The following is a 23,319-nucleotide window of genomic DNA, read 5'->3' as shown; positions in this document are numbered from 1 at the left end:
CTCCCAAATTAATTTTCTCATATCTTGACTCAACGAATCAATCGAAATATCAACGCAAAACAAATCAGTAACGTTGACAGAATAATAATTAGAACATCGGCGGTTTTCAATTTTATGTCATAATAACTACTCGTTTTTTCGAACAAACCATATCTTCTGGCATCCATTGCCAATGCAAGTTGTTCTGCTCTGTTAATAGTCGAAACGACAACTGGTATGATTATCGATGTCAAACTCGATAATCTCTTTATAATTCCACCTTGGGATATATCCACACCTCTCAATGTTTGCGAAACTCGAATTCGATCTATTTCGTTCATCATCAATGGGAAAAATCTCAAAACCAAAATCACAGTGATTGAAAAATCCCTTGCTTTTCTATCGTTGAATCCAAACAGTCTGAGTAACTTTTCCAGACAATGGGATATTTCAGTTGGTCTGGTTGATCTTGTGAACACCGATACAACAAAGATTATAGAGAAAATTCTCAGAACATTTGTAATGGCAGTTTCAAGAACATGCAAATTGACGCCATAGATAATTTGAAATAAAAAAGCGAGTAACATTAGAAACCACGCACTTTGAATATCTCTGAGAAAATACGAAAGGCGTACTTTTGAAAGAATGGCCAAACACCACAGCATAGTTATTAATATGGTAAAATAAAAATAGTTGCTGGTGATAAATACACTCAATGTGGTGCATAATATCAGTAAGAGTTTTGATAAACAGGTACTTTTGTGAATGAATGAGTCATTTTCAACATATCTACCGATATTTCTGTACAGTGAAACAACACCTCCACTAAAGTTTTCTCTCATATTGACGATTATACAAAAGGAGGGTTAACAAATGCAGGAAATAGGTAAGGTTGGTGGCCCGGTTCCCTTCCAACAACCCAGTAGTGTTGAAAAAACAGAAAAGAAGACAAAATCTGAGTCCTTAGCCTCAACAGAGAGATCTGGTACCTTTATAAATATCGCAGAACTCATAAAAGGTGCGAAAGAAGCACCGGAAGTCAGAGAGAAATTTGTTGAAGAGATCAAAAAAGCGATTGAACAAAACATTTATAATATAGATCCCGAGCGCGTGGCAAAGCACATACTCAGAGAGCTCTGAATATGAATGAGTTAATCGATATCCTCTCTCAAGAGGAAAATTTGTTGTTGCAAATAAACAATATCTTAAAAGAGCATGAGCAGGCTGTGATATCAAAAAATATATCACAACTTTCCTCGACGATAAGTAATTTGGAAGAGATGTTGCATATTTTTGAAAATATAGACGAGAAAAGAAAAGATATCTTCCAAAATTTGAAAACCACCATGAACCTGCCCCAGGATTTATCTTTCTACAATTTTGCAAAAACCACGGGTGGCTTACTTTTGGAAAAACTCTTCAAAGTAACTGAGCAATTGAACAATATGGCATTTGAGATTGAAAGACTTAAACAATTATCAGATTTTCAGCTTCGTTATATGGACGTTTTGATAAAACTCTTAAATCCTCAGGAATCTCCCACATACAATGAAAAAGCCTCTTTGAGAAAAGATGCATCCCACCGATTTGAAGTAGAAAGCTAATCTTGTTCTTGTTTGTGACGATAATCATTTAGGACTGTAAAATCAATCGGTAGAAAAATCAAGAGAAGGAGGAAAAATGAATTGGCAAACCTCAGTCTCTTTGGTTCTTTGAACACAGCTCTTTTAGGTATTTACACACACAAGCTTGCAATGAATGTCGTGGGTCACAACATTGCAAATGCCAGTACAGAAGGATACTCACGACAAAGACCTATTATCGTCACAACACCACCTTTGACTTTACAATTTTCCAATATTTTGACAATCGGTACCGGCTCACAGGTAAAGGATATTCAGCGGGTCAGAGATCTTTTTCTCGATCTCCAGTACAGACAAGTCACCAATAGGTACACCTATTTTGATACAACCTATTCGAATCTCCATTATATCGAGCAACTTCTCACAGGATCGAGCGAATCTGGGATCACCAGTTTGTATGATTACTTCATGTCAACGGCAGAAGAAATAATAACCGATCCTACCAATGTAGCAGCCAAAAGAGAATTCGTAACTTCTGCTCAGCAAATGGTAACCAACATAAAAGATTTTTACCTTCGACTTCAACAACTCAGAGAAGATATAAATAATGAAATATCTCAAACGGTTGATAAAGTCAATTCACTCGTCGCTAATCTTGCAAAGATCAACGAACAAGTGCGGATAGCAACTGCTTTAAAATCAACTCCAAATGATCTACTCGATGAACGTGACAGAATTTTGGACGAACTTTCTCAATATGCAAATATCTCTCATTATGAGACAAAAGATGGCCAGACGATATTGATGTTTGGAGATCAGGTTGTGTTATCAGGCTCTGTCCAAACAGAAATAAGAGCGCTCGAAAGACCTTATGCAAAAGGTTTTTATGAACTCTTTGTTGGAAATTCAAGGGTAACAGTAGCCGATGGAAAGATTAAAGCCCTACTCGATCTCAGAGATAATACCATAGTCAAGTACATGAGCTATCTTGATGAATTTGCACTCACCCTTAGTGATAAATTGAATCTCATACACAGAGAAGGTTTTGATTCTTCCGGTAATATCACTGGTTTGAATCTCTTTAATCCCATAACCTCAACATATAGTGCAGATGATCCTGCCATATATCGAATTCTTGGAAGCAGAAAGATGATGAATGGTCCTATCTATTACGCAACAGGTTTGACAGGTTACTCAGATATCTCACAGCTTGAGAATATCACCTTCACTTCGGATGGAGAACTGACACTTTTTGATGGTAGTAATACAACATCGGTGACCGTGAGCAATGGAAGTATGGTACAAGATCTGATCTTGAACCTATCAAGTACATGGCTTTCCTTGAATGTGGGACAACACAGCTCAGACGGGATTAATACAACTTACAGGCTCTATTTTGACAGCACAATTAATTTAAGAGATGCCCTGGTAATTGACAACGGTAATGTCTTGACAAGAATGGGGTTCAAGACAAAAGAACTTCAATTATTGACAATATCCGATCTATCAAAAATTGAGTCCGGTAACTATACACTGTCATTTCAAGAGACCCTTGCCGATGGCAGTAAACTCACAGAGACACTTGATTTGACAATAGATGGATCAACAACTTTGAATGATTTAGTAGATCAAATCAATTCACAGTTGATAAATATAAAAGCAGCGATTACAAACAACACGCTTGTACTCATTCCGAACAGTAATCTCGAATTCAATATCGATAGAATCAGTATTACAGATGAAGGTGGTTTTCTCGTACAGGCACAGGCAAATAAGATTACATATTCCGCACTTGATGTGTCTGAAACATTGGAAAACATCTTTGCAGGCACAACCAATTTCGACCCAACGATGGGCTTTGATCTTGTGATAAATAACACATCTATTCACGTCGATCCCACTGTAGATACATTGCAGGATTTCGTAACTAAAATAAATTCCGCAAGTACAGGTATTGTCGCAGACTTAACCCCACACGGCGCATTCGTACTGAGAGCCGGCCGTAGTTACGAATTCGATCTGAAATCGTTCAACATAACTGGACCGCAGGGATTGTTCGAAGCCCTTGGTTTCATAGATACAAATAATGATCCAACAAATTTCAATGCCGATTGGACAACCAATTACACACTCATATCGAGAAATGAAGATTTTGAAACTGTTAGAGACAGGCTATCTTTGAGCGAACTTTTAACCGTCGATAAGCGCGAGAGTTATGAACCTTACTTTTTTGTTGATCAATGGTCAGTTTCAAATGCGCTTTTGAGCAATGCTGAGTCTCTCGCAGTCGATATTGGAAAGACCTTAGCAAATACTACGTGGAATGCCGTTAGTTTCTTACCAACAGGTGAGAGCAACACACAGATAATGAATCTGATATCTTCATCCAGATATGAAACTCTTTTGGCTGATGGTAAGGAAAGCTTTTATGAGTTTATGACTGGAATCATTGCGGAGTTGGGTGTTGAATCCGAGACAGCTTCAAATCTCAAGAGTAATACCGAACTTCTCAGAAGCGAGATAGACCAATCAAGGGAAAGTATAAAGGGAGTTTCCTTAGACGAAGAGATGACAAACATGATCAAATATCAACATGCTTTCAATGCTGCAGCAAGGGTAATCACAAGTATAGATGAAATGATTGGTAGGGTAATAGACAACATGGGAGTAGTGGGAAGGTGATTTAAATGAGAATCACAGATAAGATGATAAGTGACAGGGTTTTGAACAACATCCAAGGCAGTATTAAGAGAATCGCAAAACTCCATGATCAACTCTCCTCTGGTAAGATGGTCAGATACCCGAGCGATAATGCCGTTGTTGCGACAAGAGCAGCCAAGATTGAAAGCCGATTACGAGAACTCGAACAATACAAAGGAAACGTAGATTATGCTCAAAATATTCTCCAATCCTATGATGCTTCTCTTCAAGAAGTCAGCAGTGTTTATCAAAGACTCAGAGAGTTGATCGTCCAGAGTGCCAACGGAGTTCTCACCGCAGACCAAAGACAGGCTATATCCAAAGAAATCCAGGAAATCAAAGATCATCTCATCCAAATAGCAAATACCCAAGTTGGTACCGATTACGTATTTGGTGGTTATGAAAGCAACAAGGCACCGGTGGATGAAGATGGCAATATCGTACTCAATCCTGATTCTGCAAAGTCTCGTTTTGTGAATGTGCTTGGCTATAAAATCAATTACGGTCTAACGGTTAATGACGTCTTCTTGACAAAAAGCGGTGTTAGCGTATTCAAATTGATCGATATGACAGTGAATGCACTTGAAAATAACGATCAACAGATGCTTGCTAAGGGTTCTCTAATGAGTTTGGATTTGCTTGAAGATTCTGTTGCCAAGAGTTTAGCTCAAGTTGGAGCGAATCAAAAAATGGTCGAGATGGTCTCTTCGAGAATAGACGATTTAGACACCTTCATGAATGAATATATCTCAAATCAAATAGATACAGACCTACCAAAAGTTTTGACAGACCTATCAACACAACAAGCTGCTTTAACGGCTGCTTTAAAGTCAGCTGCGAATGTTCTGACCGCGACATTGGTCGATTTTATCGATTGAATAATTAAGAGGTGACTGAAAATGTTATACAAAACCAAATTCGGTGATATGGATATCAACGACGACCAGATTATTACTTTTGAAAATGGTATACCGGGTTTTCCAAACCTGAGAAAATTCATACTCTTGGCTCGCGAAAGTGATAATCCAATCCATTGGCTTGTGTCTTTAGAAAATGAATTTGTGGCATTTCCTATTGTGAATCCATGGATTGTGTGTGTAGATTATTCGCTGAATCTTTCTCATTTAGATATCCAAGAACTGAATATCGAAAATCAATCAGATCTCAACATCTGGGCGATATTGACGATAAAGGATGATCCAAGTCAGGCTACGATCAACTTACTTGCCCCAATTGTGGTAAACTTAAAAAACAGAAAAGCCAAACAGATCATCCAGGAGGAGAGCAATTACTCAGTAAGACATCTTGTTAAAGACGAGGTGGAAAAAAGCAAAAAGATAATTGAAAATAGCAAGACAGGGAGTGGATGATTCTGTTAGTCATATCCAGAAAAATTGGTGAAAGTTTCATGGTTGGTGATGATATAGAAATCAAAATATTGAAGATAGAAGGAGCAGAGGTGAAGATCGGTATCAGTGCTCCTTTATATGTTAAAATATACAGGTCTGAAATATATCAAAAGATCGTGCAGGAAAACAAAATCGCAGCTCAGACAAATGTCGACAACCTCAAAGGAGTGATACCGGGTGATTAAGATCGATGAAACTTTGATAAAACATCTCGAAGCTTTGGCAGCTATTGAATTGACACCTGAACAACGTAAATCTATCGAGAAAGATATGCGTGAGATTCTCGCTTACATGGAACTTTTGAATGAAGTAAATGTGAGCCTTACTGAACCAATGTATACACCAATAGAGAATCCTGTTGAATTGCGCGAAGATATCGCCAGGGAATCAGATTGTGTAGATCTGATAAAATCCAATTTTCCAAAAGAGCGGTCGGGACATATAGTTGTTCCGGGGATACATGCTTAACTGGAAACAAGCAGAAGAGAGAGCAGTTTCATACCTACGTCGAAAGGGTTTCAAGATACTGGAACGCAATTACAGAACCAGGTTTGGCGAAATAGACATCATAGCGAGGTATAGAAAATACCTCGTTTTTGTTGAGGTTAAGAGCGGATTGAGTGATTACCTACCAAGAACAAGAGTAGACCTTAGAAAAATGCAAAACATTCAACTCGCTGCAAATGACTACATCATGAATAATCCCCAAGAGTACTCTGGGTATAGAATAGATGTGATAGAAGTAACTGAAAAGGGTATAGAACATTTTGAAGGTGTACAGCCATAAGGAGGAATTTTTCTGCAAATAGTTGCCATCAACAAAAAAGCACGGGACTATGAGATATTAGAAACATACGAAGCCGGAATAGAATTGAAAGGTACGGAAGTGAAATCACTCAGAGAGAAAAATGTGTCCTTTAAGGACTCTTTCTGCCGCATTAAAGATGGTGAAATATATCTTCTGAACTTGCACATCAGTCCCTACAGATTTGCGAACAGGTTCAACCATGACCCAGAAAGACCAAGGAAACTCCTACTTCATAAGAAAGAGATTAAAAAACTGACTGGTAAACTCAGCACAACTGGTTTAACTCTCATACCGACCAAGATTTATTTCAACGATAAAGGCATCGCTAAAATTGAGGTAGCATTGGCAAAGGGTAGAAAACAGTATGACAAGCGTGAGGAAATAAAGAAAAAGGAAATCGATAAGAAAATCAAATCTTTCATGAAATATGGAGGAAGATAGAAAATTGGAATTCTTAGTGCAAGAGAACAATCAGTACAGAAGGATCGACAAATTTCTCAGAAATCAGTTAAAAAACGTCCCGCTTTCCGAGATATACAAGTTCATACGTACCGGTAAAATCCTGGTAAACGATAAGGTCGTCAGAAAACCCCATTATGAAATCGATGCGGGAGACAAAATCGACGTACTGGTTGATCTTTCCATTTACAAAAGAAGATCAAACGAAGTCGTTCCCGTTCCCTTGAAGCTCGATGTTCTTTATGAAGATGAAAATATACTGATCTTGAACAAGAAAGCAGGTATAGCATTACATCCTGGTGATAGGACTAAAAGTACTACGTTAATCCAAGGATTAATCTTTTATGGAAACAAAGAAGGCTTTCAACCACATCTGGTGCATAGACTTGACAGAGATACATCTGGTGTGTTGATAGTGGCAAAAAATTTACGCACCGCCAGAACATTGAGTCGAATGTTCAAAGAGAGACTTGTTGAAAAGGAATACATATCACTTGTTCGTGGAAGATTGAAAAATTCTGGAATAATAGATACCCCACTTGATAATTCAGAGGCAATTACCGAGTACAGGACTCTGGAAAATTTCCACGATGCGACACTTGTGAGTGTGATTCTTCACACTGGCCGTACTCATCAAATAAGAAGGCATTTTGCTTCGATCGGGAACCCAGTGATTGGAGACACTCTCTATGGAGACAAAGCAATAAACGCACTGTACAGGCAAAGATATGGCCTGAGGAGACAATTCCTTCACTGCATACGTGTTAGTTTCACTAACCCATCGGAACCTGGAAAGTTGCAGATCAAGGCTCCTCTCGGTGAGGATTTGGAGGAAGTCCTGAGGAGGCTCAGGCAGTGAAAGTCCTCCCATTCCTGCTTATTGCGTGTTTGTGCTTTTCTCAAGAGTTACTCATGAACACCTACGATAAAACTGGATATCTTTTTTTTAACGATAAAGTAGAAATGGTATTCACCTTTCAGGTTAATACTCAGATTAGTCTCAAAGATTATATAGTTGAACATTACATACCTCCAAAGATTTCTGTCGAATATATTCCACTTCCCAAACAAGATTTCTTGGTTACATCGTCTGGAAAAACAATTGGTGTTGTGATGACCGATGTAGTTGTCCCGGATTTTGTATATGAAAAACTCGTTGAATTATTCAAATCAGGCATACAGATTCAAGTGACAATAGACAGATATCCCATAGAAGTTTATTCTGATCACGTTGTAATATTCGAATTTGACAGAGAAAAGATCAAGGAATTTCTACCGCGCTTTGTTGATTATGACCTGTCGAAGATCACCAAACCAGGAAAGTATTCACTTGAACCACCTGTTTTGGATGTAGATTGGGTTATTACGAGTTATCCTGGCTTTGGTGGAGCGATTATACCAATTTACAAAAGTGAACCAACCTCGATCGAATGGGTTATCGATGGGGCACATTACAAAGACATCTGTGGTACTTTTCCCGTGGGTGAACATTTGATTGGTGCGCAAATCAACGGTAAATTGTATAATTTCGAGGTATCTGTTTCAAACCAGAAGAGCTTCAGAACACAGGAAATCTTTGAAATTGGAGAACAGTTGAATGAAAATTTTATCTCTTTGAGTGGGTTAGACTCTGATCCTTTGATGATCCCAGGTACCTTCACCTTTCTACAAATTCAACCAGATCAGATAAAACTCGTCAAAGCAACTGTCCAGGACAGCACTTGTCCTACTCTTGATATTGATGTTTCTCAAAAAGCCCCAGGTATCTTTGAATTTTCTACTTCTGTGAAGGACATGACTGCTTGTACTGTTCAGGTATTTCTCGACGGTCAAAGCCTTGAAATTACAAAAGGTTTATTGAGCCTTTCTGACAAAGATCATACAATAGTTGCAATAGCACAGGACAGTTTTGAAAATAAATCGTACGCCATTCTGCAAATAACCAGTAATCGCGAATTGAGTAAAAGTGGGATAATTGTCAAGCAACAAGAGTTGTATATAAATATTCTGGGATTCAGTTTCATTTCACCATACATAAAATGGTGGATGGCGAAAGATGTATCGGCAAAGGTGATAACAGATGGATATGGTTACACGATTGAAACGTATTAGTAGTTGGTTGTTTCTATTGATTTCCATTACTTATCTCATATTCTTCATACCTGTGAGAATCAACAGCGACAGAAAAGCTATGAATTACAGCGTGGGTTTTACTTTGGATGATAAAAGAATCGTACTACAAAATGATGAAATCGTTTGGGTCATTGAGCCAGGAGAGAAATTGGAAGATTATATGAAGTATGTCATCTTCAAAGGCGATTTCAGCCAAATAGATCCAGCAAGTTATATTCAGGATATTGATAGATACAAAATCTTTGTTGGAATACTTGAATTCAACGAGAGCCTTCCTTTTGCAAAAAGATTGGCAAGCCAGAGATCTCTGAAAGATCTCATCTTTCGGGTTCACACAGTCAGACAAGAAGAAGTCGACAAACTCGGTCTTGATGAAACGATGATATATTACAGATTGCGCAGGGCAATTTTGGAAAGAAGCATTGATCTACTTTGGATACAACCTTTAAACAATGTGAATATGCAAACAGTTCTGGAAAAATTGGAAAGGCAATTTGGAAAACCTGTACCTTCCCCAATGCCACAAAAAGATTTCCAGGCACTGCGTTTTATTCCATTTCTCGCAATTTTGTTTGCATTAACATCTTATAAAATAGTAGCCGTATTGCCTTCCATAGCAGCGCTACCATTTGGTTTTTCTATCTCTGTTTCGGTGGCTTCGATAATGGCAACGGTAACACTTCATTTCTCAATCCGAAAGAGAGAATTGCTTCCTCTGTTCTATCTTCTTTTAGGTCTACTGACCTATGCAACATTATCGGACTTCAACCATATGAACGATTTAGATCAATTCAGGGGCGTGAAATTATCACTGATAGCACTCCCTGCTACCTTAGTGATAATAATTCTTATAAGACATTGGAAGTGGCTTAAGAGATATATACCATACCTTCTTGTTGCTGGTGGTTTTTTTGGGTTCTATTATATTTCCAGATCGGGAAATATCGCATTCGTTCCGGATATGGAAAGAAAATTAAGAGATCTTATTGAAGGTCTACTTTGGGTCAGGCCAAGATTCAAAGAAGTATTATTCTATCCTGTATATTTCATTTCTCTTAGATTTATAAACTTCAAATGGAACTTCGTGCTCGAAATACTCGGTTCCATAGCACTGGTATCGACTTTCAATACATTCTGCCACATAAAGACACCTCTCGTTGTCTCACTCTATAGATCGGTCTTCTCGATTCTGCTTGGCTATATCGCTTATTATATCGTGAGGCGTTTGAGATGGTCCTGAATATCTACGATTCCAATTATTTAATTAGAGTGCGTAGGCTTCAAATAAAAAAGGATAATATCATTCACCTGATTGGAAAACTCAAGAGTTGGTCAAGGGAAGATGCACAAACCTTTATCGATAATCTGATAGGACCATTGAAAAGATCTTTGAAGGAAAGAAAATTGGATCTTTTACAAAACGGTCTTTTGAGATTTTTTGAAAAAGGCTTTCCATTAATCAAGAAATTGGAGAATCTATCCAAAGAATTTTCCGTACCAGCCTTTGAATGCCTTGAAATCCCGTTCTGGGTCAAACCATCTTTTTATCCACCTCCGACCGACGAGATGATTTCGTTGATCAAAGAAAATGATTTGATTTTGTTCATACAGAATGCACGAAAAATATTGAAAGAATCTATGCTTAAGGATTTCATCGAGTTACAGGCTGCGTTGATGACTACCGATGAAAGCGACATGGAATGGCTTGCCAGCGAAATCAACGATATAACTTTGCAAAACTGCTCAGAAATAGAATCATACAAAGAGCTTTATTTAGATTTGAATGTGGTCGAGCGTGCTGAGTTGATTTCAAAATTGAGATGTCATGCATACGTCAAAGCAGCATTGATACGTAAAGCTAAACAAGGTATAGTCCTTGATGGAAACAATATATTCATGTTCAGAAAGAGATTCTCAGATCTGGAATTTGTATTGGAAAAGATAGCGGAGAACGATCCATTTTACTATCCATTCTGGATAGTCTTTGACAAAAATATAATTCACCTTGTTGAAGAGAAAGATTATTCGACTTGGTTTGAGAGTCCATCGGTATTTTTGTATTCACCGGCAGATGAACTCATACTGCGGCTTGCTAAGGAGAAAGATGCCGTTGTTGTGAGCAGTGACAGGTTCAGACAATGGAACACGACAATACCAAGAATCGACCCAAGGAGGTTTTTCGAATGAAGTTATCAGATTTCGACTACGAATTACCTGAAGAATTGATAGCGCAAACACCCATTGAACCAAGAGATATGTCAAGATTGATGATCCTACACAGAAAGACTAAAACAATAGAACACCGAATTTTTCGGCAAATCATTGACTATTTGAGACCAAATGATCTTTTAGTACTCAACAACACGCGTGTCATACCAGCCAGATTGTTTGCAAAGAAAAATGAATCTGTTATAGAAGTTTTCTTGCTCAGGAAGATAAATGAATCTTTATGGGAATGTATGGTAAAGCCCGGTAAAAAAGTTAAACCCGGAGATGAGTTATTTTTTGATGATTTTATGGCAATTTGCATAGAAAAAACACAGCAAGGGACACGAATTCTCAAATTCAACGTGACAGACGAGAAAATTCTCAGCAAAGGTAACACACCGCTTCCACCGTATATTCACAGTAAGGTATCTCTTGACAGATATCAAACAGTATATGCGAAAGTAGATGGTGCCGTCGCGGCGCCAACGGCTGGACTTCATTTCACCGAGGAATTAATAAATCAAATAAAAAACCTCGGAATAAACATCGCAGAAATCACATTACATGTTGGAATTGGAACATTCAGACCAGTTAAAACACAAGATATAACTCAACACAAAATACATGCAGAAACTTATCACATACCCCCTCAAACTGTAGATTTGATAAAATATACTAAGCAAATGAAGGCAAGAGTAATAGCCGTTGGGACAACCGTGGTCCGTGCACTTGAGCAATATGCAATAGATGGCAATACCGATGGAGAAACGTCGTTATACATATATCCTCCTTTTGAATTCAAATTAATCGATGCTATGGTAACCAATTTTCATCTCCCAAAGTCGACTTTGTTGATGTTGGTGAGTGCATTCGCAGGACATGATTTCACAATGCAAGCTTATCGTGAAGCAATTAAGGAAAGATATCGTTTCTATTCTTTTGGTGACGCAATGCTGATACTTTAAAAAGGTGGTTTGATGAAACAGAATTTACGTTTAGAACCATCCATTAATTCTTACCGTAGAACTTTTTTTCGAGTCTTGGAGCTTCCAGTCTCGGCTTTACTGGAATATCTGAGGGAAAACCCCTTTGGTTTAAGTTTGAATGTAGAATTAAACGATGAAAGTGAGACAATGGCTGAATTGATTGCAAATGATGAAAAGAGTCTCTGTGAAGAGATTGTTGAAAATCTCGCTTTTGCCAGACTCGATGATGAGACTGAGAAGATAGCCGAGTATATAGCGTACAATTTAGATCAAAATGGACACATGAATGTCACAGTAAAAGAGATCTGTGAAAGATTCAAAGTCAACGCAGCTGTTGTCTATAAAGCCATGGAAGCCATCAAAGACGTCGGACCAGATGGAGTTCTGGAGGGTAAGGTAAAAGGTTATGGCGTGAGATCATCTTATATTGAACCAGATATAATAGTCAACCATGATCTAAGCATATCACTCAAAGAAATTCATTTATCGATCCCCAGAAGTGCAAATAAAATCGAGACGAAAATATACCTTTTCCTGAGTCAAGCAATCGATTGTAGAAGACAACTGCTCTTGTCTCTTGGTCAGATGTCTGTGAGAGAAAATACCTTGTTTCTTTCCAAGAAAATCAACTATCCTCAGAAAATCAAAATGATCGATGCGGCGAAATACCTTGGGGTAAGTGTTTCTACAATATCACGTGCTGTCTCAAGCAAATTCATAAAAACACCGATTGGTATCTTTCCATTCAGAATCTTTTTTGGCAGGAATGTAGAAAAAGAATATCTCGTGATAGAGATTGCCAAAATCCTTGACAAATCTCAAAACATAACCGATGCCGAGATCGTACAAAAATTGAAAATGCAGGGAATCTTTATCAGTCGTAGAACGGTGAATAAATACAGGCAACTCACCATGAAAATCTTGAAGGGGAATGATTCAATTGAGATCGATAATCTTTCTTAATGGTGATTATTCAAAACAAAGCCTTGAGCAATTCGAAAATGACGACTTAATAATTGCCGTAGACGGTGGAACAAAATACTTGCTCAGTAATGGAGTTATACCCGATATATTTGTTGGAGATGCCGATTCTATTGATAACGATGTGCTCAAAAAACTCGAAGTGTCAGGTTGTGAGCTCTTTGTTTACCCTGAAGATAAAGACAAAATCGATGCACAACTTGCAATTGAAAAAGCCATAGAACTCGGTGCGAATGAGATAGTAATACGAGGTTGGCAGGGAGAACGCATAGATATGATACTCGCCCTTATCTATTTGATGTGTAAATATCCAGATATCATTATTAATGCTAAAGATGATAACCTTCAAATGGGTGTAGTTCACTCACAAGTAGAACTCGATTCAATCTCAGGTGAAAAGTGGTCGATCTTGCCAATATGTGGTGATGCAAAGAATGTAACCTTGCAAGGGTTCAAATATGTATTAAAAGAGACTGACATGCCATGTCAAGAGCCATTTGGTGTCAGCAACATAGCTATGGCAGAAAAGGTGAGGATAGAAGTTAGAGAAGGGATGGTGGTCTATTTCAGATGGATAAAACAACCGTTGTGATACTTGGAATGACAGGATCAATAGGGGTTCAAGCGCTCGAAGTGATTCAAAAGATGCAAGATTTTGAAGTATTAGCGGGAACGTATCATTCTAATCAAGAGTTAGCCAAGGAATTATCTTTGAAATTCAAAGTAGTCAAGATAATAAGAACAAGTGATGGATATGATGACATCTTCAATGAACTCGAACAAACAAAGCCAGATATAACACTTGTTGCTGTACCAGGTTTTGTAAGTCTTCCACTCACTCTCAAAGCAATTGAAACATCCAAAAGAGTTCTTCTTGCCAGTAAAGAAGCGCTCGTCTGTGGTGGTTGGATGGTGAAAAGTGCACTGAAAAAGACATCAACTCAGTTATTACCTGTGGATAGCGAGCACAGCGCCTTGATGCAACTCTATGAAGACGGGATTGAAAAGATACTCCTTACATCTTCTGGAGGGGCATTGAGAGATTGGGATATAGAGAAATTAGATGAAGCAAAACCATGTGATGTTCTCAAGCATCCTGTTTGGCAAATGGGTAAAAGGATTACCATTGATTCTGCTACAATGGTGAATAAAGGCTTTGAGATTCTTGAAGCCTACGAGTTGTTCAATATCGATGTTTCAAAAATCGAAGTACTTCTGCATAGAGAAGGTCTTGTTCATGCGGTTGTATTTCTGAGAGATGGAACAGTGAAATTACACATGGGTTTTCCAGACATGAGAGTTCCCATAGCTTATGCCCTTACTTATCCAAAGAGAAATTATCAAAAGACTGAATGGCCAGATCTTTCTCAAAGTAGGTTGTCTTTCCATCCAGTTGACATGAAAAGATATCCTGCATTTTTCCTCGCATACGATATTGCCAACGATTATGCAAAAAGAACGGCTTACAATGCTTCGGATGAAGTGGCAGTTGAATATTTTTTGTCTGATAAAATCAAATTCACTGATATTAGTAAAGTGATTGAAAAGGTGGTACAAAAGATCGAAGGTAAACCAAGAGATCTAAGTGATCTTGTTGAAGTGGACAAGAAAGCAAGGCGCTTAGCGATAGAGGTGATCGAATGTCTATAGTTTATTTCATAATCATACTTGTTGGAATAATCAGTGTCCATGAATTTGGTCATTTCATTTTTGCCAGAATCTTTGGCGTAGATGTTCTTGAATTTGCAATTGGCTTTGGACCAAAATTGTATGAGAAGAAAGGAAAGAAAACAACATTCAGGGTAAATGCAATTCCCATCGGTGGATATGTAAAACTCGCCGGAGAAGATCCCACCGAGGAACAAAAAGAAGGAGTGATAGGTTTATACAGTAAACCAGCATGGCAGAGACTCCTCATATTCTTTGCTGGACCACTTTTTTCCATTCTCGCCGGTTATTTACTTTTCACCTTGATAGTTGCTTTTTGGGGTGTCCCTTCTGTTTCTATAGCGCTTGTTGAAAACAACACACCTGCCTTCGAGGCTGGTTTAATGCCAGATGATGTCATACTCTCCATCAACAACAAACGTGTGTATGATACTTACACAGTCAGTCAAATCATCAGGCAAGGCAAACCTGTTAAGATGTTAATTTCAAGAAATGGCAAAAGATTAACTGTTTTTGCCACTCCTCAACTTTTTAAAAGTAATCATTTCTTTGTACTGAGAGACGTATCTGGTGAATTGGGCAAGAAGATAGAATCCATTTCTGGTAAACCACTTGAAGCCAGTGTTATCAACTCAATGCTCAATCAATACATTTCCATAGAATTTGAGTCCACCTCTCTGAAAGGGCTTCTTAAGCAATATCAATACGATCAACCCAGATTCGCTTTGGGATTTTATTTTGCAAGTGTATCAAATGTCTTCAGAAAGGATGTAGGACCATTTTTGAAAAAAGATCGACTGATCTCGATCGGTGGACTACAGATCCAGAGTAATGTAGACCTTTCAAGGGTGTATCAGTTGATAATGGCTGGTGATGGTGGAATTTACATCGAAGTATCAGATGATCAGGTAGTTTGGTCTCATTCAGGTTTCTCAGATCAAGTTGAAGTCAGAATACAGAGAGATGGTCAGGAACTTTTTGTGAATGTGCAAAGCGCTCTAATCAAACAAATAATGGAAAGCGCAGGTGTATTTGAACCAAAAGTGAATAACATAAAATTCAACAATTTGTGGGAGATGATCTATGTCTCATTTGATAGGTGCAACAACTTACTTCTCATGATGTATAAATCATTACTTGGTATCTTCAAATCTACTGAGTCAGGCGGTGTAGTTGGACCGCTTGGATTAGTCGGATTGGTTGGAGAAGCAGCACAAGTTGGTCTTGAACAAGTTTTAACACTTGTCGCTTTTATCACAATGAGCATTGGTTTGTTCAACCTGCTACCACTACCAGCACTCGATGGCGGTAGGATCATCTTCTCGCTTTTGGAAATCATATTTAGAAAAAGGATAGACCCAAAAATAGAGAGCTTGATACATTTAATAGGCTTTGTTATACTAATCGTTTTAATGATTTTTGTGACTTTTTCCGATGTGGGTAGGTTGATATCCAAATGAGCAAGGTGGTAAAAGTTGGGAAGGTTTTGGTTGGTGGTGGCAACCCTGTAACTATACAATCCATGACTAATACAAAGACCGTTGATATAGAACAAACAGTTCAACAGATAAAGATGTTACAAGATGCCGGCTGTGATATTGTAAGGGTTGCAGTACCAGATTTCGAGAGTGCAAGAGCAATTAAATTGATCAAAGAACAGATAAACATACCACTCGTAGCTGATATCCACTTTGATCATCGTTTAGCAATCGAAGCGATCAAAAATGGTGCAGACAAAATCAGAATAAACCCAGGAAATATAGGAGAGGACTGGAAGATAGAAGAACTTTCAAAAGTGGCTAAGGAGTTTCAAATACCAATTCGAGTTGGCTCCAATGTTGGTTCATTGAGAAAAGAGTTCGAATCTAAGTACGATCGCGCAACAGCTCTGGCTGAATCAGCACTACATGAAGTCTATCTACTTGAAAAATTTGAGTTTTACGATATCGTTGTCTCAGTAAAAAGTAGTGATGTAATCGAAACAATTAAAGCAAATGAGTATATCGCCCAAAAAATTATCTATCCAATCCATATTGGTATCACCGAAGCAGGTACATATGACACATCCATCATAAAGTCATCGGTGGGTATAGGGCATCTCTTGCTGCGAAAGATTGGTGATACTATCAGAGTATCCATTGCAGGTGATCCAATAAAAGAGGTCTATGCCGCACGTAAGTTACTCGTATCTCTACATCTGAGAAAAGGTGGACAAGTTATAGCATGTCCAACTTGTGCAAGAACTGAGTTTGATGTTGAACAAGTAGCAAGGTCAATAGAGCCCATTGTTGAGGGGACAAATCTCGTCGTGGCTGTCATGGGATGCGTTGTAAATGGCATCGGGGAAGGAAGACATGCAGATATTGGTATAGCAGGTACAAAAGACGGAGCCGTTATCTTCGAAAAAGGACAGATAATAAAAACGGTAAAGAGAGAAAGTATATGTGAGGAATTACTGAATTTGATAAAAAAATCACATTTGTAAAATTAGAGTAATTGTGTCGGAATAAATAAATGCTACTATATTTTCGAGGTGATCATGATGGATGTTAAATTCTCTGTGGCTGCTAAAGCCGAAACCGAAACGAGAGTCATGGTGAAGGCCAGAAACTTCACAATGTATGTGGATGAACCACCGCAACTTGGTGGAGAAGACAAAGGCGCAAACCCCGTAGAGTATGTCCTTGCAGCTTTGGCAGGATGTTTGAATGTCGTTGGCCATCTTGTGGCAAAGGAAATGGGAATAGTTTTGCGCGAACTGTCTATAGAAATTCAAGGCATATTAAATCCAGCAAAATTTCAAGGAAAATCTCAGCAAGAAAGAGCTGGTTACAAACAAATCGACGTATTAATAAATGTCAAAACTGATGCAGACGAAAAAACTCTTGCTAAATGGTTAAAGACAGTTGAGGAAAGATGTCCTGTTTCAGACAATCTTGCAAATCCAACACCACTGAAGATCTCTTTCAAAAAAATATAAAACACAAGATGCCCCGAAAGGGGCATCTTATTTATCAACGAACGAAAACGAAACCAGGTATGCCATCGTTTTCATTGTAAAAAAAGAGGCCAACCTTGTTGTACCTGTTGACGAATATCAAACTCGGTGTATAGTGTTTCAACCTGAAGGTTTGTTTTGATGCTCTGTATTCTGGTTTTCCCCAACCATTGACTTCCCACTGCCAACAGGTGTTGTCAAAACCAAAGTGTGTTATCTCAACAGGATCAGAAGATATAGCTTCAATTGAAAAATCCGTTCGAACTGTAGTCAGAACACAAAGATCGGCGACTACATGTGTATTTTGCTGACCTCCGTACAGTGTGATAGCGCCCAATTTTCCATCATTCTCGTTTCCTATTATGAGTGCGATTTTGTCATATCGTCCGACCATCATCATAAACATCCCATAATGTGGTATGTCGTACTGCTTTGTCTTCGCAGTATAGCCAGCACTTGCCCATCCACCTACTTCGTCATGCATGTAACTACCCTTTGCCCACAGTCCAACTTCAACTGGTTGACCAAGTGATGCCACCGTGAACTTTGGCCCATCCCTTGTAACACGTACAACCGATGGAATCTCTAACGGTTTGAACGGTCCTCCTTGCAAAACTTTGTAAGAGATTTGTCCATCATTTTCTCTTATGACTACGAAATATATCTTTTCATAACGTGCGAGCATCAAAATACAAGTTCTATAGTGCGGTAAAGGCAAGTACTTTGGATTCTGTTGGAATTCTGGTGAGCCCCATCCACCAACCTCAGTTTGGAAGAAAGATGTTTTTTCCCATCCTTCGATGAAGTTGTTTCCTTTTACTTGAACTCCTATAGATGGTTCCGATGGTGTTCCACCTCCATCGAGTATCAAATAGGAAACTTCTACCGGCATATTGCGATTGAGTGCCTGGATTTCAAGAACATAGTCCGTTGCCCACCAGAGGTTGTGAGAAAAATTCTGAACAGCGGTGAGTTTGACAAAATCAGGATCGTTAATCAAAACCGTGTTTGCAAACAAACACGTTGCAACAAGTAATATTAAACCGGCTATCACCGAGATCCTCACAGTAATCCCCCCAATGGAAAATCTCACCGATATTTTTGATTACACCAACGAGATTAGAAAAATATTAAATGCGAGGACAATCCCTCGAGTTATATCGAATATCTTCCTTGTTGGTTTATAACTTTTTAGAAATTATAATGTTACACAATCTTAAATCATTTCTACAAAAATAGTGTTATATATAAGTAGAACACTATATTACTGGAGGTGTTATCGTGGAGTGGGTCAAAAACTCTAAATTTCTTCAGGTAGTACTGATCGTAGCGATTTTGGGAATCCTTGGTTGGTTTTTACCATTTGTCCCTTTGAAGATCATACTTGCTTTCATCGCCATTACAATCCTGGCACTTACGTTCAAAAATTACGTGAGACACATGGCTGGTTTCTTAGTACTGGCAATCATAATCTTCTTAATTCCAGTTGCAATTAGCAGTTATTCACACATTATCTTGCAAAGTTTTCCGAATGTCTTTCATTTTCCTTATATTGACATGTTAAAAGATGTTCCACCATCAAAAACAGTTGATCTCAAACCAAGGGTCGTCATCGATGGGTTAAATGTAGATATACACTTTGCCAACACAAACTCAATACGATTGGCAGATGAATTAGATGTGAGAATCATGGATGACGAGATCAGAATCTCAGGAGGTCAACCAAACAAAAGATATGTTATCGAACTTGGAACTATTGATCTGAGAGATTTAGAAATTGATGGTACTGCGGTATCGCTGAGTGGTGAATGCCAAACAGCCTTTATGAACATATATGGAACGGCAGTAAATGTCAAGGGAAAGATCATAGCAGATCGTTTTTCAATAAACGGGACAGGTATAAATGTCAACGGTGAGCTGACTGGTAAATCATTCTACGCAGATGGTACAGGAATAAATCTCAAAGGTGAATTTGGATTTGAAACCATCAAAATAAACGGAACTGGTATCTCGATCGATATGACACTTTCAAAATGCAGATCTTTCTTTATAGATGGAACGGGAATAAACGGAATCCTGGTTTATACTGGGGTAGATGAACTTTACATACGAGCCGACGGAACTGGTGGCAAAATTACACTGAGAAATAGATCAAGCGCGGATATTCGAGTCGAAAGCTCTGGCATCAAGATAGTAAGAGAGTGATTCATATGCTGAGAAAAATAGATAAGCACAGTGGTATACCCGCTTATCTTCAGATCATGAACCAAATCAAGTCCGAAATATTACTCGGAAATCTCAAAGCAGAATCACAATTACCACCTGTGAGAGAACTTGAAAGTATCTTCGATGTTAACGTGAACACGATACTGAAAGCTCTCGATAAATTGAAGAACGAAGGGTTTTTGGTTTCAGAGCAGGGTATAGGATATTTTGTGGCTAAGAATACTTCAATCGATCCACAAATCACAGACGAAATAAGAAAACTGGTAAGCGAGCTTAAGGTAAAAGGACTTGATCTGTATACTTCTTTGTTACTGTTTGAGGAGGTGTGGAAAAATGAAAAATTTTGATGTATATGTGAGAAAACAACTTCTTGAAAAATATTCAAGTATGCTCTTCTTTTTGGTTATAATGCTATTTCCCAGCTTCGGCGTGAAGGCGTTCGGTGCTTTTTTCATAATACTCTTTTCCCTCGCATCTGATATAAGACAAAAAAGACTTGATTTGATGACCTTTTTGCCTTTCACCAGAAAACAGCTGTTTTGGATGGAATATACATTCCTTCTGACGTTAGTTTCTGTGACATTCTTTGTTGGGTTACCTTTTGCCGATAGGTCTATAGATTCTTGGTTGATACTCATTAGGGCATTTATTTTCTTATCGACTTACTTTGGAGTAGTGATATCCGCTGTGAGTGTTGGGTTTGATCCTTACGGTGCTGCATTTTTGTTCTTGTTAGCAGATCTCGTACTTGGTGGTATCGGATCGAGCCGTCTTGGACCTACATTCAATCCATACAAATTGATTAGTCCAATATACCAAGCCAATATCTTTGCTTCACTTGCCTTTGCTTTTGTACTCATTTATGCTGCATATAAATTGTTCATACAAAGAGGTGGTGAAAGATGATTCGCGTAGAACATCTCAGAAAACAGTTAGGTAATAAACAAGTATTAAGTGATGTTTCATTCAACGTTGATCAAGGAAGTGTGTTTGCGTTGGTAGGACCTAATGGAGCGGGTAAGACAACAACGATAAGATGTCTAACTGGTGCACTAATGCCTGATGGAGGTTCGATAGAACTTTTTGGTGAAAGTTGCAATGGTTCGAATGAAATCCATTTGAAGGAAAAAATAGCGGTTGTTCCAGAAGAAAGAATTGTTTTTCGAAATTTCACAGCCAAGGATTACTTGATGATCTGGTCCAAGCTCTATCCAAAATGGGATGATGCGATATTTTCGAATTTTGTTGCAAGATACGGTTTTGATCTCTCCCAAAAAGTTGAATCATACTCAATTGGAATGAAGACTCTTTTCTTTGTCGGTCTTTGTGTAGCGAGTCAGGCTGAATTGTTAGTGCTCGATGAGCCAACACAACATCTTGATCCCACGGTAAGACTTGAAATAATGAATATGCTTAAAGAATACGCTAATTTAGGAAGGACGATATTGATTTCTTCACATGAGATATTTGAAATCGAAGAATACGCCACTCATTTTGGGATAATCAAAGAAGGAAGGGTTATCTATTCAGACTCGATAGACAACGCGAAAGAAACACACAGAATCGTCGAGAAGGGTGAAAATCTACAGGCAACAGATGTAATCGGTTTAGTCGGTTCCAGTATACTCGTGAAAACCAAATCCGATGTTGGAAGATTTCCCAAATTGAATGAGATCGTGATAGGCTACTTAACCGGTCATCGCGAAAGATCTCTATCATTAAAGTGAAAGCGGGAGATTCCCGCTTTCACTCTCTTAAGAATATCAAATACAAAATAAAGAGTATGGCAAGTATCCAAGTCAACCAATGAACCTGTTTTGCCTTCCCACTGAAAAGCTTGATAACAGGATAGGTTATAATTCCCAATGCTATACCATTTGCAATTGAGTACGTCAGTGGCATCATCAAGAGAGTCACAAAAGCTGGTACTGCCTCGCTGATATCATCCCAGTTGATCTTTTTGAGTGTCTTGATCATGAGAACACCAACAAAAACTAAGGCTGGCGCAGTTGCGGCAGACGGTACCGTCAAAGCAAGAGGAGAGAAGAAAAGCATCAAAAGCATTAAGATAGCTACTACAACTGCTGTTAAACCCGTTCTACCTCCTTCAGCAATACCTGCACTACTTTCTATGTATGTTGTGACGGTCGATGTACCAAACATTGCACCTACGGACGTCCCTACAGCGTCGGCGAGATATGCTCTGGATGCCCTTGGTAAATCTCCGTTCTTCATAAAACCCGCTGACTCTGCCAACCCCGTGAGTGTTCCAAGAGTATCGAAGAAATCGACAAAGAAGAAAGTGAAGACAACCATCCAGAATGTCGCAGTACCCAGGGCTTGGAGATTGAAATCCATCTTCATGAATGTAGGAGTAATATCTGGAATTCTACCAACTATACCTTGATAATTCGTGACTCCAAAAATAGGTAAGGCACCTATCAAGGTGCTGGCAAGTATTCCAATCATTATCGCTCCGGGTACCTTAAGGGCAAACAAAACAGCTATGATGAAAAATCCAATTATTGCAACTATCACATTTGGGTCATTCAGACGCCCCAAACTTACAAAAGTTGCAGGATCAGCTACAACAACCCCTGCCCCCTTTAACCCTATGAAGGCTATGAATAGACCTATACCTGCGCCTGTTGCCAGCTTCACTGAATCTGGTACGGCTTTCACAACAAAACCACGAGCACCGGTGATTGTCAAAAAGATGAATATAAGACCTTCTACGAAAACCGCGGCAAGAGCTACTCTCCAGTCGATACCCAACTTCAAACATACCGTGAAAGCAAAATATGCATTCAAACCCATTCCTGGTGCGAGAGCAAATGGATAATTTGCAAATAGTCCCATGATCAATGTTGCTGTCACAGAGCCAAGGATTGTTGCCACCATAAAGGCTCCAAAGAATTGAGTATAAAGAGCACTACCAGGTGTGGCACCAGGAATAACGTTGATGAGAATGGAAGGATTCACGAAAACGATGTAAGCCATAGTTAGGAATGTCGTGATTCCTGCAACGACTTCTCGACGCACAGTAGTACCATTTTCTTTCAAGCGAAAGAATCTGTCCACACTTCTCCCTCCCACGAAAAAATTAAAAAACACACAAAAATATTACACAACAAAGCTTTAAAACATCTACACCTTGCATGAAACAATTAGTTGAACAAAA

At 38.6% G+C, this 23,319-nt stretch carries 27 protein-coding genes; 24 read left to right on the top strand and 3 right to left on the bottom strand.

Annotation, left to right across the window (positions count from 1 at the left end; genetic code table 11):
* Positions 1-29: 29 nt before the first annotated feature.
* Complete coding sequence (locus TSP02S_RS03165) at positions 30-821, bottom strand: energy-coupling factor transporter transmembrane component T family protein (RefSeq protein ID WP_082025886.1); 792 nt, start codon at positions 819-821, stop codon at positions 30-32.
* 31 nt (positions 822-852) lie between these two features.
* Here TSP02S_RS03165 and TSP02S_RS03160 point away from each other — a divergent pair, with 31 nt between their 5' ends.
* The 20 genes from TSP02S_RS03160 to TSP02S_RS03065 all read left to right on the top strand — a co-directional run bounded on the left by TSP02S_RS03160 (position 853) and on the right by TSP02S_RS03065 (position 17,894).
* Positions 853-1,119 carry a flagellar biosynthesis anti-sigma factor FlgM gene (locus TSP02S_RS03160; protein WP_041081807.1) on the top strand — a complete coding sequence of 89 codons (267 nt, stop codon included), beginning with the start codon at positions 853-855 and terminating at the stop codon, positions 1,117-1,119.
* A gap of 2 nt (positions 1,120-1,121) precedes the next feature.
* Positions 1,122-1,583, top strand: coding sequence for a flagellar export chaperone FlgN (flgN, locus tag TSP02S_RS03155; protein WP_041081805.1), 462 nt, complete (start codon positions 1,122-1,124; stop codon positions 1,581-1,583).
* 81 nt (positions 1,584-1,664) lie between these two features.
* Entirely contained in the window at positions 1,665-4,244 is a 2,580-nt protein-coding gene (gene flgK, locus TSP02S_RS03150; protein WP_041081804.1) for a flagellar hook-associated protein FlgK, read from the top strand.
* 5 nt (positions 4,245-4,249) lie between these two features.
* Complete coding sequence (gene flgL, locus TSP02S_RS03145; RefSeq protein ID WP_041081802.1) at positions 4,250-5,140, top strand: flagellar hook-associated protein FlgL; 891 nt, start codon at positions 4,250-4,252, stop codon at positions 5,138-5,140.
* Positions 5,141-5,161: 21 nt separating this feature from the next.
* Positions 5,162-5,632, top strand: a complete 471-nt coding sequence (fliW, locus tag TSP02S_RS03140; RefSeq protein WP_041081800.1) for a flagellar assembly protein FliW — start codon at positions 5,162-5,164, stop codon at positions 5,630-5,632.
* A 2-nt stretch (positions 5,633-5,634) separates the two neighbouring features.
* Positions 5,635-5,856 carry a carbon storage regulator CsrA gene (csrA, locus tag TSP02S_RS03135; protein WP_041084059.1) on the top strand — a complete coding sequence of 74 codons (222 nt, stop codon included), beginning with the start codon at positions 5,635-5,637 and terminating at the stop codon, positions 5,854-5,856.
* Positions 5,849-6,139 carry an Asp-tRNA(Asn)/Glu-tRNA(Gln) amidotransferase subunit GatC gene (gene gatC, locus TSP02S_RS03130; protein WP_041081799.1) on the top strand — a complete coding sequence of 97 codons (291 nt, stop codon included), beginning with the start codon at positions 5,849-5,851 and terminating at the stop codon, positions 6,137-6,139. The genes csrA and gatC overlap by 8 nt, the downstream gene beginning before the upstream one ends.
* The gene (locus TSP02S_RS10965; RefSeq protein WP_041081797.1) at positions 6,132-6,458 is read left to right on the top strand and encodes a YraN family protein; all 327 of its coding nucleotides are present in this window, start codon (positions 6,132-6,134) and stop codon (positions 6,456-6,458) included. The genes gatC and TSP02S_RS10965 overlap by 8 nt, the downstream gene beginning before the upstream one ends.
* A 12-nt stretch (positions 6,459-6,470) precedes the next feature.
* On the top strand, positions 6,471-6,920 hold the full coding sequence (gene smpB / locus TSP02S_RS10960; protein WP_041081795.1) for an SsrA-binding protein SmpB: 450 nt from the start codon (positions 6,471-6,473) through the stop codon (positions 6,918-6,920).
* Positions 6,921-6,924: 4 nt separating this feature from the next.
* Positions 6,925-7,797: an RluA family pseudouridine synthase gene (locus TSP02S_RS03115; RefSeq protein ID WP_041081794.1), complete on the top strand. Its 873-nt coding sequence runs from the start codon at positions 6,925-6,927 to the stop codon at positions 7,795-7,797.
* Positions 7,794-9,050 carry a hypothetical protein gene (locus tag TSP02S_RS03110; RefSeq protein WP_041081792.1) on the top strand — a complete coding sequence of 419 codons (1,257 nt, stop codon included), beginning with the start codon at positions 7,794-7,796 and terminating at the stop codon, positions 9,048-9,050. Before TSP02S_RS03115 ends, TSP02S_RS03110 begins: the two co-directional genes overlap by 4 nt.
* On the top strand, positions 9,019-10,311 hold the full coding sequence (locus TSP02S_RS03105; RefSeq protein ID WP_041081790.1) for a DUF5693 family protein: 1,293 nt from the start codon (positions 9,019-9,021) through the stop codon (positions 10,309-10,311). Before TSP02S_RS03110 ends, TSP02S_RS03105 begins: the two co-directional genes overlap by 32 nt.
* A 29-nt stretch (positions 10,312-10,340) precedes the next feature.
* Positions 10,341-11,258 (top strand): hypothetical protein, encoded by a 918-nt coding sequence (locus TSP02S_RS03100; RefSeq protein ID WP_232503753.1) that lies wholly within the window; start codon positions 10,341-10,343, stop codon positions 11,256-11,258.
* Positions 11,255-12,244: a tRNA preQ1(34) S-adenosylmethionine ribosyltransferase-isomerase QueA gene (gene queA / locus TSP02S_RS03095; protein ID WP_041081786.1), complete on the top strand. Its 990-nt coding sequence runs from the start codon at positions 11,255-11,257 to the stop codon at positions 12,242-12,244. The genes TSP02S_RS03100 and queA overlap by 4 nt, the downstream gene beginning before the upstream one ends.
* 12 nt (positions 12,245-12,256) lie before the next feature.
* Positions 12,257-13,228, top strand: a complete 972-nt coding sequence (locus tag TSP02S_RS10695) for an RNA polymerase factor sigma-54 (RefSeq protein ID WP_052465290.1) — start codon at positions 12,257-12,259, stop codon at positions 13,226-13,228.
* Positions 13,197-13,838, top strand: coding sequence for a thiamine diphosphokinase (locus TSP02S_RS03085; RefSeq protein ID WP_232503752.1), 642 nt, complete (start codon positions 13,197-13,199; stop codon positions 13,836-13,838). The genes TSP02S_RS10695 and TSP02S_RS03085 overlap by 32 nt, the downstream gene beginning before the upstream one ends.
* The gene (locus TSP02S_RS03080; protein WP_041081782.1) at positions 13,817-14,896 is read left to right on the top strand and encodes a 1-deoxy-D-xylulose-5-phosphate reductoisomerase; all 1,080 of its coding nucleotides are present in this window, start codon (positions 13,817-13,819) and stop codon (positions 14,894-14,896) included. The genes TSP02S_RS03085 and TSP02S_RS03080 overlap by 22 nt, the downstream gene beginning before the upstream one ends.
* Positions 14,887-16,374, top strand: coding sequence for a M50 family metallopeptidase (locus TSP02S_RS03075; protein WP_041081781.1), 1,488 nt, complete (start codon positions 14,887-14,889; stop codon positions 16,372-16,374). The genes TSP02S_RS03080 and TSP02S_RS03075 overlap by 10 nt, the downstream gene beginning before the upstream one ends.
* Positions 16,371-17,399, top strand: a complete 1,029-nt coding sequence (gene ispG, locus TSP02S_RS03070) for a flavodoxin-dependent (E)-4-hydroxy-3-methylbut-2-enyl-diphosphate synthase (protein ID WP_041081779.1) — start codon at positions 16,371-16,373, stop codon at positions 17,397-17,399. Before TSP02S_RS03075 ends, ispG begins: the two co-directional genes overlap by 4 nt.
* Positions 17,400-17,456: 57 nt before the next feature.
* On the top strand, positions 17,457-17,894 hold the full coding sequence (locus TSP02S_RS03065; protein WP_144380709.1) for an OsmC family protein: 438 nt from the start codon (positions 17,457-17,459) through the stop codon (positions 17,892-17,894).
* Between the two features lie 34 nt (positions 17,895-17,928).
* Here the strand turns inward: TSP02S_RS03065 and TSP02S_RS03060 are convergent, their stop codons facing one another.
* Positions 17,929-18,978: a hypothetical protein gene (locus TSP02S_RS03060; protein ID WP_052465289.1), complete on the bottom strand. Its 1,050-nt coding sequence runs from the start codon at positions 18,976-18,978 to the stop codon at positions 17,929-17,931.
* Between the two features lie 215 nt (positions 18,979-19,193).
* Here TSP02S_RS03060 and TSP02S_RS03055 point away from each other — a divergent pair, with 215 nt between their 5' ends.
* Genes TSP02S_RS03055 through TSP02S_RS03040 form a run of 4 tightly spaced genes read left to right on the top strand, consistent with a single transcriptional unit; the run spans position 19,194 to position 21,865 of the window.
* On the top strand, positions 19,194-20,117 hold the full coding sequence (locus tag TSP02S_RS03055; protein WP_041081776.1) for a hypothetical protein: 924 nt from the start codon (positions 19,194-19,196) through the stop codon (positions 20,115-20,117).
* Between the two features lie 5 nt (positions 20,118-20,122).
* On the top strand, positions 20,123-20,485 hold the full coding sequence (locus TSP02S_RS03050; protein ID WP_041081775.1) for a GntR family transcriptional regulator: 363 nt from the start codon (positions 20,123-20,125) through the stop codon (positions 20,483-20,485).
* Positions 20,472-21,044, top strand: coding sequence for a hypothetical protein (locus TSP02S_RS03045; RefSeq protein WP_041081773.1), 573 nt, complete (start codon positions 20,472-20,474; stop codon positions 21,042-21,044). The genes TSP02S_RS03050 and TSP02S_RS03045 overlap by 14 nt, the downstream gene beginning before the upstream one ends.
* Positions 21,041-21,865: an ABC transporter ATP-binding protein gene (locus TSP02S_RS03040; protein ID WP_041081772.1), complete on the top strand. Its 825-nt coding sequence runs from the start codon at positions 21,041-21,043 to the stop codon at positions 21,863-21,865. The genes TSP02S_RS03045 and TSP02S_RS03040 overlap by 4 nt, the downstream gene beginning before the upstream one ends.
* 19 nt (positions 21,866-21,884) lie before the next feature.
* Here TSP02S_RS03040 and TSP02S_RS03035 read toward each other — a convergent pair whose 3' ends face one another.
* Entirely contained in the window at positions 21,885-23,219 is a 1,335-nt protein-coding gene (locus TSP02S_RS03035; RefSeq protein WP_041081770.1) for an NCS2 family permease, read from the bottom strand.
* Between the last annotated feature and the right edge of the window lie 100 nt (positions 23,220-23,319).

The organism is Thermotoga profunda AZM34c06 (assembly GCF_000828675.1).
Lineage (GTDB): Bacteria > Thermotogota > Thermotogae > Thermotogales > DSM-5069 > Pseudothermotoga_B > Pseudothermotoga_B profunda.
The sequence above is the reverse complement of the archived record's forward strand: the minus strand, read 5'-3'. Positions and strand labels throughout refer to the sequence as shown.